General features: G+C 52.0%; 2 protein-coding genes (1 of these 2 running past the window's edge). Both read right to left on the minus strand.

Annotated features, from left to right (window positions below):
- Positions 1-12,897, minus strand: partial view of a DUF11 domain-containing protein gene (locus NFR28_RS01390; RefSeq protein ID WP_251178049.1) — the 5' portion only. Its footprint begins 17,145 nt before the window's first position; 12,897 of the gene's 30,042 nt are visible here — the first part of the coding sequence; its start codon is at positions 12,895-12,897; its stop codon lies beyond the left edge, outside the window.
- 416 nt (positions 12,898-13,313) lie between these two features.
- Positions 13,314-13,610 carry a hypothetical protein gene (locus tag NFR28_RS01395; RefSeq protein WP_251178050.1) on the minus strand — a complete coding sequence of 99 codons (297 nt, stop codon included), beginning with the start codon at positions 13,608-13,610 and terminating at the stop codon, positions 13,314-13,316.
- Between the last annotated feature and the right edge of the window lie 268 nt (positions 13,611-13,878).

Consider the following 13,878-nt stretch of genomic DNA (forward strand, 5'->3'; position numbering starts at 1 on the left):
CGCTGCATTGTTTGCATAAGGCGTTGCTGCTTGCTCTTCTGTTTGGAAGGTCTGCGTCTGGAATTGCATAACGGGCGTGCGACGATAGATGACGATGTTTTTCGTCTTCTCTTCGTCTTGCTTGGTACGCCAAACGCCATGCTCTACCGCCTCGGTATCGCTGCGCGTTACCGCACCACTTGCAGAGGCTACATTTGCAGCTGTGTAGTAATCAAGCGAGGTAGACTCGTCATGATAGTGAGTAAAGGCAGCATCAACTGCAGTTGCGGGATTCCAGCTATTCGGCTGCTCAGAAGAAGTAATCGCAGCGGTTCCAGGACGTGTGTCAGAATAACGAGCAACGCCGACCAGCGCAACATCTTCAAGCAGATAATCGCTTGATCCGTTGGCTTCAGTTGCAGGCACATCATAATACGTCCAGCGAATACCCGTAACGGTACGGAATACGTTGGCATTTGAGGAGTGACCCTCAGGAGTTGCCTCAGGAGTTGATGAAGCGCCATACTTCGCCTCAAGATCCTCATAGCTGACCCACGCACCTTCGGAATTCGCCAATGCATCGGGTGCGCTTTGCGCTAACGCGTTGAGCAATTCTCCCTGATCAGGCTCATCACCTGTTGCCACATCATTCGGTGCCTCAAAGAGGCTTTCTTCCTCGGTGGGCTCAGGTATTTGATCACCATCTATGAGCGCTGCTGCTGCCATGGCTGCTTCGTCATCCGAAAGCTTCGCCAAAGCGCCATGCGTTTGCACATCTGCGGCAGCCACATTCCACTCAGCGTCATAGTATTCAATCTTGATCGGAGGACGACCTGTTTGGGTTGCTCCCGACTCATCGGTATAGGTGAGGTTTTTGCTTGCGGGCATATCGGTGCGGTAGCGAAGCGCAACCTTTTGACCACCCTCTTGCTTAACCGTTGTATTGCTTGCAGCGATATAGGGCTTCTCGGTCAACTCAAACATACGAAGACCAGCCGGATCTCCCCCGTCATTTGAGTTGGTGAAACGAACGGTCACACGCACATCGTTGGTGTGCTGCGTATAGTTCTTAATGCCCGTCACCGTAAGTTGTGCTGGGTTACCATCACCGTCAGCCTTTTGGTTGGGGTTCGTCAGCGTATTGGTTGTGAACTGAGCATCCACCGTCACTGGCTTGTTCGTGTGATTGTGGAAACGCGTCGTTGAATATACGCGGCTCGTAAGTTGTAGCTTGCCATCAAATGCCAGGTTGCCCTCATTAAGCGAGCTGTAATGAATAGGACCGACGCCTGAGCCATTTGACGTGGTATCGGTGTGGTAACTCGTCTTGTTGTCGTAGTCACTGTAATAGTTATACACCGCTGAACCATATACGCCTTTGAGCACCGAACGATACTGCGTATAACCATGCAGCGGACGAGGTGCAGCATACAGCGTTGCGCGAACGTCTTGTCCTTTATATGCCGGCTCGTTGTCGGTATACGCCTCGTTGTCGGTGGTGTTGTAATCGTCAACCGTCTCAAGCTCATCGGTCATTTGAGTAATGACGCGAATATACACTCCGGTACCAGGTTTGATCTGGCTTGCCGTAGGATTGTTGGCATCATAGGTTGAAACCGAGAACAGCAGGTTACGGTTTTCTGCCATGCCCTCAGTGTTGCCCGATGCTGCCTGAACAGAAATCACATCTGCACCTTCGCCATCAAAAGCGCGCGAGGTGAGCGTACTTGTCGGATCGTAGTAAGACAAGTCTGTCTGCGGCTCAACCTTGCGCTTAGAGCCACCTGCGGCATCGGTCAGCCATGCTGTCACTTCGTGTCCGGTCGTATTGCCCGCAACACGATTACCAGCGGCATCTTGCGTTGCTATTTCCCAACCAACGATGCGCTGACCCTTATTGGCCTCAAAGCGAGCATTGAGCTGCTCAAGAGGCAGCGCCGCTCCCGAGCCAGCAGGGGTGTTTTGGTTGGGCTGAGCACCCATATATAAGATGTATTCTACGTAGTCGCCTGCGTACAGGTTACCATTGGTGATGTCGTTAGCAACACCAGCATCTGGATTGTAGCTTTCAGGCGAGGTCAACGATGCATCGTCTTTGTCGTAGGCAAACACCGTGCGCTTTGTACCATCTGCATTGGTGACGGTCTTGCCGCGCGTCACGCTCGTCTCAAGCAAGCCCAAGCGATGATACATGTTGTAGTCTTGCGTGCTAGCAGGCTGCGTCTCAAGCTTGTCGAAGTTCGGGTCTTTGGTGGACACGTTGGTGGAAGTCAGCGTGTTGCGACGCTCCCACGGATCAAAAGCGTTGCCATCTTTGCAGAACGTTGGCGTGGACGAAGTGTCCCAGTTGCCTGCATCAAGATCGGTGGTTGTTGTCTCAGTGGCACCTTTGAAGTTATCAACCGTACGATCAACATAGACGCCATCATAGGCAAATGTGTAATCAGGCACGGTATTAGCCGGCAGGGTGTTGCCTTCTTTGTCTTTCAGTACAGCGGTGCTGCTTGATGTTGCACTCCAATGCCACTGCCTGCTCGCCGAGAGATACTCACCCGAGTCCAGCATAGTTTCAGGATGAGCGCGGTCAGCGTTGGGAGACTCAAAGCGGAATGAGAACTTTGACACCCACGGTTGAGCATAGGTGTGGTTAACGCTGGTATCAGCTGCCCAACCGCTGCCATTGTCAGGCAACGTATTCGTATCTTCAACTGCTTCGTATTCCACACCAGAAAGACCGAGTTCTGCGTAATGGTTGCGCAGATATTTCTCCAGGTCAATGACGTAATCTCCCGCATGAGATCCGGTGGACAGAGGCTTTTCGCTCAAGATGCCTTCGTCAATCATCTGCTGCCAGGTTAAGCTGATGGTAGGCGTTGTGGAAGCTGAACCATTGAGCCATACCTGCAATGCCCCTGCACCAAACCACAGCGCATCACGATCCGGGTCGGTGGTTACGAACTGCGAAGGCATATAGATCTTTTGCAGACGGAAGCTGTCATTAAGATCATTGGTTAAGGTCACGCCAGAAATATGCGTAATACGCTTTGAGCCATCAGCGCGCTGATCGCGATCCGCGATGGTCTTGTCGCGGTCTTCGTCGTTCCAGAAACGAACCTCATACTCTGCCAAGTTCGGCTCTTTGTTGTCGATCTTGTAGTCATACATATCGACGTCGTTATCATTTCCGTTCTTCGCACTCAGATCATGGCGATAGGCAAACGGAATGAGGTAGCCGAGATAGTACGCATCATCGGTGTAGCGATGCGGACGATCCGAGGTGTAGTAATCCGCACGCCAATTAATAGAGTTGTGCGGCGTCAAAGGCGAATCGTTATAACGATAGTACGACGAATAGATATTGTTCTTAGCGTCGCGCGTACCATCGTTTTGTGCCATGCCACCATAGGGGTTTGTTGCGCTTTGCGGACGCGGATTGATTTGTCCTTTATAAATGTAGGGGCGACCCATGAGATAGAAGTCCGCTGCCGCCTCGGCTGCGTCCAAGTCGCATTTTTCGCCAGTAATTTCTGACGTGGTATCGCCATTGCCGACATAAGGACCCAGATCAAAGGTGTAGCGCTTGACGAACTCGTTCTTGTCCAACTCAACAGTAGCCGGCTCTGCGCCCGTGCGCGTATAGCTTTCAGTGCCGTCAGGGTTAGTCGTTGACACACCAAATGCGTTCTTGATGTCGGTTGCTTCATTTTCGTCGAGACGACCAAACTTCAAATAGAAGTTGTTGTCGCTGCCCGCATGAGCAGCCATGTAGTCGATACCCTGATCGCTGATCTTGGTCAGCGCGAGCGAATCTCCCGAACCAGTTTGCAGATATTGGCCATCGCGCTTGATAACAATGACGCGCGTAGCCCCTTCGGCGTAATCAGGAATTGCATCCGGATCGGACGGATTTGCATTCACGGTATCCCACTTTTGCGTGGTGAGCGTGATAGAAGCATTGTCATAGGTCTTTAAATGACGCCATACTCCAGCATTCGGCAAGAACTTAAAGCCGGTGGACAAATAACCGTAGTATTCCAAGTCTGCATCAGGAAAACACGTTGGCAAGGTGTCAGTCAGCGTCACCCTATCAGCAAACGAGACATACGTATCCCACCAGTCGTCTCCCTCTCGCCAGTCATAGGAGTTATAGAACGTATCGAACTTGTTGCGAATATTTTTGCGATAGAACGAAATGGCGTAATGGTAGTCGTCTGCAAAACGAGCATCCTCGTAACCATAGTTACCAATGCGATTTCCATAAGCACCTGCAGAGTTAACTACGGTGTCTTTGCGAACATAGTTACCATCTTCAACAATAATAAAGCTCGAATTTGAGATGAGGTGACGCATGCGTGCCTCATGATGCAGATGGCTCCAGTAGTCACCATAGCGATGGTAGTCTTGATATGCCCAGTTCGATTTCACGCCGCTGGCATTTTGATTGTTGGCCTTCGTATAGCGCTTTACCGCCTTGTGCTGCGGACGAACATTACCGCCCTCATCTTCGCCAACTTCCATCGTGATTTCAGTTTGCGAATTAATGCCACTAGCAGCGGTGATGCGATACGTACGACCGGTTACCTCAAAGGCCATGTTGTTAACCCAGCTTGCCCAGTCGCCATTTGAAATGCCATACCAGGTACCATAATCGGGGTTGCCCTCAGCTTGCCATGCATCGCCATTTGCATCAAACGTACCGTCGGTAAAGAGGTTTTCGGCGTTGGCAAACTGGTTTTGGTTGATAGACACATCATAGGTGATCGACTTCACCGGATTGCCAGGCTCATCAGGATCGTTGTAGTCTTCGATACCATCTTTGCGTGCATACGCATCCTCAGAAGCCGAAGAGCCAAAGCTGGCAACAGGGTTGCCGTCTGCGTCAGTCTTGAGAAGATTTAAGCGGAAGTACTTCTGGCCATTGATGTCGGTCTGCTTAGAATAGGCAGAACCATCTGCCCACGCGTCGCGGATTTCCTGCTCAGAAACGTAGAGTGTCTTGCCGTTGGTATAGGTAACCGTAATGCCTTCAACATAAGGCACCGCGGCAGAGCGAATCTTGACATAGTATGCGTCGAATACACTTGACGGAACATTTTGCGTCACGTGCAAAAGCGCACCAGAGTTGTAGGTGAACGAACCAACAAAGGGCATGCCTTGCTGCTCGTTGTGTCCACATGACCATTCAGGCGCATTTTGCTGCGGAGCATTATTGACTTGTCTGAAGTCACTCATGAGCGAAACTTGAGACTTATACCCCACTTCAAGCGCAGCGTTACGCTCACCATCGCAACCATTCGATGCGTTGGTGTGACGCCAATGGCAGCTGTCGTTGGAACCTTGCGTGTAGCGGTTAAAGCGATCGGTTCCCGAGACACCCGAGCCGTCGTCATAAAGGCCCGCACGGCTAACCGCGTCAAAGTACATCTTCGAGACATAAATATCTGAGTCGTCAGTGCGAACTACGGTATAGGGGTTGTTGAGCACTGGTGTGCGCAAACCATTTAGGTAGTTGGTTGTGCGTGCGCTCATGACTTCAACGGAAGCGAAGTTGGAGTCATCGAATCCGTCAAAGATAATGTTTTGAGAGCCGTTGCCTGCTGCACTGTCTTCAAAATCCATGTCTTTCCATGAATGAAGCTCGCATGTTGTCAGGTTCGCAATGCCATAGTGATAGATGAATTCTTCGCCAATTTGCAGACCCTCATCGGTGACAAGAATCTCATCAAAACGACCATCTGGATCTTCGCCAGGCGTAATCGTTGAGCTTTGCACCTTAAACGCGCGCGGCGTGCCGCTCTTTGGCGTGTAGTCATCAGAGGGCTCAAGCACAATTTTGCGCTGCTCGGTATTATTCAGATCCGGATAACCCGTAAGCTCAATAGTACCCACGGTGCCATTTTTGAATGTCTCAAACAACGAAGAGGTCACCGTGATCTTGGTGGTATGGAAGCCGGTCCAAGCGTTGACGGTTGTGCCGTCAAATTGAGCGACACTCTCCCACTTCAGCGGCATCTTAACGTTGATATCGACATCGTCGAGCGTTGAAATATTGCGCTCGTTTTCAACACGCGCCCACATCTTGAAGTCGCGGTCATAAGGCACCGTCACGCGGGTGCGATTGCCGTCGGAGTTTGCAGAGTTTGAAGAGGCATAGGTGTCGGTGTAGTTGTTTTGACCATACTGACCAAACGTATGCAGCTCAAGGGCTGGGCGGAAAATAACCAGCGAGGTCAAGCGGTTAAACGAATTCTTGGTGTCGAATTCGCCATTCTGCTTAATGGTCATACGCGCATTAAGGTCATTGATATCAGTTGAGCCAATGCGCTGATACCACCAGTTCGCCGTACCCTTTACGTCAACCTTTAGCACCTTAGCGGCATCAACCGGATCAATTTCGTCATAGACCAAATCAACGCGCTCAAGGTACAAATCAGACACCGATGCGAACTTGCCACTAGCAAGATCAACCGTTGCCGTTCCGGTGCCGTCCGCAGCAAAAGTAAAGAGTGCGCGCAGCTCATCTGCTGTAAGGGTAACGTCAGCTACCGCATTGTCGCCCGTTGGCGCATGCGTTCCATCAGCAGCACGGAAGAAGAACTTCGCTTCTTTAAACGCACTCGGCTGACCCGTTTCGTTCACCTTGGTGCCAAGCGCAAACAGACCCTGATCAAAGGTGATTTGCTTGGACCAGAAACCGCGAACACCTGCAACGGGAACATCCAGATAGTCGCTCAAGCTGAGCACGTCTAAGCTCACAACTGCGTTATCGGAACGGGCAGCTGCCGGATTTTTGACGGTAAAGGTGTAGCCCACGCCTTCTGCATAATTGGCAATCTCAACATAATCGCCGCTCGTGGACGTTGCACCGTTGCCGCCTACCTTCGCAGAACCCGGATTGGGACGCACGCCTGTGGGCTTAGTTGCCTGCGCGGTAACTGTTGCGGCAAAGGGCTGAATATGCATGGTGGTGTTGTTCTTGCGCAACATGTTTGAGCCATACTCATTGGTGGTTGGGTATGCAGAAACATCTGCGGTTACGCGCTCGTTGAAATTCGTTCCATGTGTATCAACGCGACCTAGCATATAGACAACTGAAGCGGTGTTGTTCTTCTTGACCGCACGGCGACGCACCTGCGTATAGTGCACGCGCGTCGTTTTGATCAGCTTGCCCGGATACAATTCGTCAAGCGGAATATTCATGGTATAGACACCCGAGCCAGGAGTTGTCTCGGTCAAATAGCCTTTTGCGACAATGTCGTCCATGGTCAAACGGCCAACCGGCGTAATTGCGGCATCTGCATCCGCATCACCTGTGAGCGTTTGGGTGTTGTCGTAGAACTCAAGATAGTCAACAATGCCATCGCCTTGCTGCATCCAGCCGTCATGAGTTGATCCATCCAGGTCGGTAATTTCGCCATAGTGGAAGTCATTCATGCGCACGGTGTAGGGAATGAAGCCTCGAACCACCGCGTTGCCTTCTGAGTCGGTGGTCTCAATCATGTCATTGATGACAATATCCATGTTGTAGTTGCGCATGAGGTAATCGGAATCATTTTCAAGCGCAAATGAGTACCATGCCTCTTCGGACTTTTGGTCGCCCCAACGATATGGCATACGCGTAATTGACGTGGACGTATCGTTGTCGTTGGTGTAGGTGCGCGTTCCGTCGTTATAGCCATAATTTGCTGTAACCGTCGGACGAATTGGCACATACATGCTCACCAACGTGGCTTGCTGCGTGTGCGTCTGGTTGCCAGCGTTAAGGCCATAGTTGGTAGCGAACGTGCCCGTCATAACAATGTCTTGCACGCGCGTTGGCGTACCATTGATTTCGACAAAGGCATTTTCGCCAGCTTCAGGAGCATTGCCATCGAAGTAATTGAGATTCAAAACTATTGACGAGAAGAATCCGTCACGCCACAAGCTACGCGGCAAAATAACATCGCCATAGGTTGGGTTATCGGTGCCATCAGATAGTGTTGGGTTGTTGTCAATATAGCTGCGAAGTTGGCTTTCGGTCAGCGTGACCGTCAGCGGCAAAGCTGCCCCGGCAACAGTCGGGTAATACGTGATAACCGCATTATCGATGCTTGCGTGATCTAGGAGCGCTTTGCTGATGCGCACTTGGCGCGTGGTAAAGTCATCTCGCAAATTAGTAAGCGGATCGGTCTGCGCCAGGCCTGCCACGGTAAACGTTGCCGGCTCCATCTTTGACTTAGAGGTGTTGGAAACATAGAAGCGCCATCCAGCATCTGGCTCTTTAACAAGCGCTTCTTTGCGCTGCTTCTCATAACCAACCGGTGCGGTTTGATAATCACCGTTATAAGTAGAATATGCGCGCGCAGTAACCTGAGGACGCGTCACTACCGGATTAAATGTTGCCGAGGAAATTTCGCTTTCATGCGGCAACGACATGAATTGTCCTGCACCTGCAGTAATCCAACGACGCTCACCATACAGCGTTTGAGCCGTATTAGGATAGGACTGGTTCGCCACGCGCATGGTACCAGTAACTTTAAGCGAACTTGCTATGGAAACATTTTTCGGCAGCGGAGACTTATAAACAAGGCGGAACTTGCCCGTGAATGTCTTTGCAGGAGTCTGGCCTGCCGGATATGATTTGCGCGGAATAGCTGCGATGCCGCGTTCTTCGAGCAACTGAGCAATGCCTTTTGCAGACGTATCGCCATTCATCTGCGCTGAGTCTGGGTCGTTGTGGCCTAAGCGATATACCACGCTATCAGCAGTGCGACTCACTTCAACCGGAAGCGTCAGCGTCTCCCATGAGGTCTTACCCGCTTTGTCGGTTACCTCAAACTGAACAACTTGGCCAGCAAGATCGTACCAGTCTGACAATGACGGGTCGGCAGCCGTTGGCGTTTGCGAAGAACGATTAACAGTAATGTCTAAGCCTTGAAGTTCGAAACCAGAAGGCAGCTGGTCAACCAGCTCTGCACCGAAGGTCGTATTAAGATCACGGCCGAAAAGCGGCACATTTGAACCGTTTGAATTCGAGCCTTCAACCACGTATGAAACCGGATAGCCCAATGGCGCTTCAGCACTGAGCGCCATTGATCCTGTTATAGGATTCACAACATATTTACTTTGTTCGAAGTTCAGCTCGGTTGCCTTGAAGGTTGAACTGACGGTGGTTTGCTTCGCCCAGGCATAGTCGTTACCTTCGCCACGACCACCGAAGTATACGGTTGCCGTCGTGCGAAGCTGTACCGGTTTATAGCTAATGCCCGACGGCGATGTGGGATCATATTCGCCAACAAAGTTAGTTGTGAAGGGCAATGCGATAAGGAACTTCTTGCTGTCATGAACCTGATCAGCCGGCGTTCCTTCAGGGGCAGCTTGCAAAACTCCACCCATGAAATTGTGCGTTTTGTCGTTCTCGTTCGCTTCAGGATGGATGATGAGCGACATCTGTCCATCTTGGCCAGCTGTCGTATAGGTAAGTTTTTGCAGCCCTAGTTCGTCAGCATTATGGAAGTCTTCCATGTCGAGCTGATCATAAAGGTCCGACTGGGCATCGGTGATGTCATAGACCAAAATACCGCCTTGCTTGGGCATGCCTGTGTACGTCAGACCAGCACCAATTGAGGGGCGATCTACCTTCGACACCGCACCGGATGGATCCATGGACCACTGGCACACATCTTGCGTGGTCATGCCTTCGCCATAGTTGAGCACTGCACTCGGGAAGTTGAAGATGAAGCCCAGGTAATCAATTACTGAGTCGGCACTCTCAGAGATGTTTTTAACCTCAACCTCATATGCCATGTAGTTGTAGCGATCCCATAAAATAGGCTCGCTGACGCATTTAATGGTTGGCGTCCAGTCAAGGTTAGTTTTGATATAGGTTACGCGGCGCGAAGAGCCGGTTGACGACGCAGCGCCTGGCTGGATGACTTCGTCAACACGCGAAGTGGTAGTTTCGCCATTTGCATTAGTGTAAGCGCTCCACTTTACACCCTCCATGATGGTGCCGCCGGTGTTTTCTGGGATGTTACCCATAAAGCGTACATTCATGGTGAGCGGGCCGAAGTTACGCGGCATGCGATAGTCGCGGTTGGGTCCGACATAGGTGAACTGGAAGCGACCCGTCAACGTGCCACCCGGGAAGAACGTGTTCAAAGTGGCATAGTTGGTGATGTTCATGCGCAGGTCTTCAGAGTAAAGTGCCCAGCGCTGGTCGGTAAAGAAGTCCGAACCGATAGTGGCCGTCAGGCGCTGGCCGTTGTTGAGCGGGTTGCCGCCGGCGCTTGCCTGGTTTTGATCCCATTCTGCCTTGTCGTAGGTTTCTTGCATGACGCCGTTTGCGTCAAAATACAAGTACGGAATATAGAGCGTAAAGACAACCGCGTGACGAGCCTGCTCAGCAGGAACGTCGCTTGAGGTGCCCAGGTAGCCATCGGTGAAGCGCGGCGTTGCGTCCATCGTGACGGTGGGCGAATCAGTGTCTTTGATCATGAACATGTTTGAGCCCAAGCTCTGACCACCACCAGCAGTAGCCGTCAAGTTCGGGTCGAGAAGACCGGCAACCGAGCCTTCTGCCAACGGCATAATCATGCCCGAGGCATACAGCGGCTTGGGAGCGTTGGTCTCATAGAGGAAGGTTATGAGCGAATCGTCCAGCTCAGGTGTGTTGTTCAACAAGCCATCTGCGGCAGCTTGTCCATACAGCGGTGTGTTCGCAACACCAGGAAGCGCACCTCCCACGGTGCCGAGCACGGATTCCGGCGAAAGCGTGATTTGCTGCTGAGTATTGTCGGGGTTTGTGGTCTCTATCGAATCGGTGCTACCAAGGTCTGCGCCCGGCTCTTCGCTGTCGTCTCCGTCTTCGCCATCGTCGGAGCCATCGTCGGAGCCGTCACCCGAGCCGTCACCCGAGCCGTCGCCGTCAGCCGCCGGCGTGTCAACACCGCGCGCAAACGAGATGCCCATCACGCGATGGTCGGTCAACGAGAACGTATGATTCTTGATTTTGACAGAAGCCTGAACGTCAAAAATAGCTTGTGCAGCTTTAAACTGCTCCGCATTCGTAGTCTTTTGTTCCAGCTGATCAGCACTATAAGGCGCCGCTACATAGAGCACGCGCTCCGTGCCTGCCGAGATTGCGCCGTCACCTCCGGTAAGCTGAAGTTGCAAGCGAGCATCCCCTGCTACATGGTAAGAAACAGGACTCAAGCCAAGCTCATCAAAGGTTGCAGCATCTTTTGGATTGAGGCTTGCCAGCTGCTCTTCGGAAAGATCGGTTACGTCATACACCAACACGCCACGTTGCCCCGGCACGCCAACAAAGGTCTCTTCGTCTCGAGCTTCTTGCGAGGTGTCAACGCTGCCATCGGACAAAGTGTTCGCTTCTGGGGTGTTGTCTTCGCTCACCTTAAAAGCCATCAAATCTTCGAGCGTCTGGCCAAAAACGCCACGCCAATCCGCCGGATATGCCACGCTCAAAGCCACTGACTCGGCTGCAAAACCATCCTCAGGAACTGCAATGTGAACAAGATGCTGCGCATAGCCCAGACCATCAGCAAACGTAGGTTCTTCGCCAAAGCGCTCAACATCAAACGTTGCCTTTGCGGTGGTTTCGTCGTTTACCAGCGCAAAAGTTCCAACGCTCTTGCGAAGGATCGTGCCATAGAGCGTCTCCGGATTCGGATTTTCCTCTGTTGCTTGCGGCGTAAAGCTGTGAGCCTCATAGCCGAACGAAACCTCAACCGCTTGGTCTGCGGGAACGTCGCCCACCAAGCCAAACTCGAAGTTCGGCAGGCTTGCTTGTGCGCTCATTGCGCCCGGTCGAGCATTCGGTGCGGTTGCATTGGTGATGGCGGTTTGTGCATCAATTGCTTCGCCATTTTCGTCATACGTTGGTTCGCCCTCGTAGCGCAAGACGATTTTGCCCGACACGCCTGCCTGCAGATCTTCTTTGGTCAACTGAATGTAGCTGCCCTCGTGCTCTTGCCACACAGACCAGCCTTCAAAAACATCGTCAGCAAACAATGCTGCGCGCATTGGCGCTTGCACGCCGCTGTTGGAATCAGCCGCCGGATCAAAGCCGCGCTGCAGCTTCCAGCTTTCCTCCGAATAGGTAGAGGCCAGATTGCCCTCGGCGTCAGTGTAGAGATACGGGATGTCGAAGGTGAGAATAACCGCATCGCCTTCAGCAGATCCGCCCAAAACGCCACCCTCAAGCGACTCGAGCAAATTGCCAAGCTCGTATTCTCCCGATACGTTTCCTTGCTTCACGTAGAACGTGCCTTCGTCGCTGATAGGAGCGCCAAAAAGCACCAATGACGGGGTGAAGCGGTCATCGATGTCTTCAGTATCTTCGCTTACCTGAGGGAGCACGCGATCAGCCGAAACTAAGCCCTCAGGCAAGAGCGCCTGGCGGTTTTCCTCGGTGTCTTCAACCGTTGAAACTTCAGGTTCAGAGGCGTCATTTTTTTCGTCCTCAGAAACGTCAACAGCCGCCTCGTCGGCGGCATCCGCTGCTTCATCTGGGGATTCAGCGTCGTCTTCATCCACTGGATCATCCTGCGCTTTCGTTGTGAGCGCATCTGTCGTGCCTGGAAGCGCAGGTATATCTGCTGCGGGAACCGGATCAGCCGACGCTCTATCAACAAGCGGCGACAGCCCTGTTGTGTCAAACATGGTGACTGCCAGAAGCACTGACATCACCACCGATAGCGCACGCACCCATGGTCGCGACCTAAAAGGCATGGCGGCATAAAGCTCATCACCAAATGGCGATGCGCCTACCTGCTGCGCGGCACGACTCTGCTGCGCGGCGCGCCCCTGCTGCGCCGCTTTACTCTGCCGCGCGGCTTGATGCGAGCCACTTAGCGTCTGCCCTGCTTTAGCTTGGCGCGAAGTTGTTTGTTGTTCCGAAGATACCTTGGCATTCTTCATAATTGTGACCTTTGTCCAGCTTCTCTTCGATGAGAACAGTTTCTGCACTCATCCCAACACGCACGTCGGGTTGTTATGTGCGCTAAATTTTCAATGTTCGATGGTACGTTTTTGCGGCATGACCTGCTATTTATTACAGCATCAGTGGCGGCTTTATAGATTGCCCATTCCGACAACAGTCGTCACGCTTAGATGCCTCGCCTCATCGAGCTTTTGCTTTCTCAAGCAACTCGCAGAAAGACCCCTTAATAACTGCTGGGCAGACAGATTCATTCCCTCAAATGAATTATTCATCCCCACCTGCGCATACACAATTATCGCAGAGTAATCCATACGATAGCGAAAGTATATCTTTATTGCTACAGAACATCAACCAATTGGCAACACTTTTTCGGCATTTCACCTGATTAATTGACCTATTCACTTAGTTTTCCCAGTTCAGCAATGCTCACCATCGAAATGTAATGTTGGAGATTTTGTAGCATATATGAAGAATTGCGTGAACAAACAGCCTGGCCACGCTGCACCTGCCCGCCGGCGCGCAACCGCGCCCAACCGCGCGACCAGGCATTATGTTGCAGCTCATTTCGTAGCCGCCAAAAAGCATCTAAGAATTTGCAGGTTTTGGCTGGAAAAGTGCCCTCGTCGGTGTTTTGGGCGCCGAAATCAAGCGAATTTCCCCGACAAGGGCACTTTTTAAACCAATTTTTCATCAGATTCCCCGACAAGAGGCCTTTTTCAGCCAAAACTTCGAAATTTGCTACAAAAAATCACTTCGCGAACTCTTGAGTCTCCTCCAACCAGGCTTGCGAGGCGCGGTCGGCATCCCGGCTGGCGTCCGGCATGCTCTCGTAAGCGACCACGGCAAAAACCGCGCGCGCAACACCCCAAAAGCAAAGGCGAGGCCGCTGTGACCTCGCCTTTATCTATCATCCTTGTAAATGCGCGCCATGTGAACTTACGTGCAAGAATTCAAATGCA

Origin of the sequence: Adlercreutzia agrestimuris, from assembly GCF_943193125.1 — a bacterium.
In the GTDB taxonomy this organism is placed as follows: Bacteria; Actinomycetota; Coriobacteriia; order Coriobacteriales; family Eggerthellaceae; genus Xiamenia; species Xiamenia agrestimuris.

What these genes read in the sequence shown, in the direction of transcription:
- NFR28_RS01395 (WP_251178050.1), bottom strand. Translation starts at nt 13,610, where the DNA reads ATGAAAAATTGGTTTAAAAAGTGCCCTTGTCGGGGAAATTCGCTTGAT.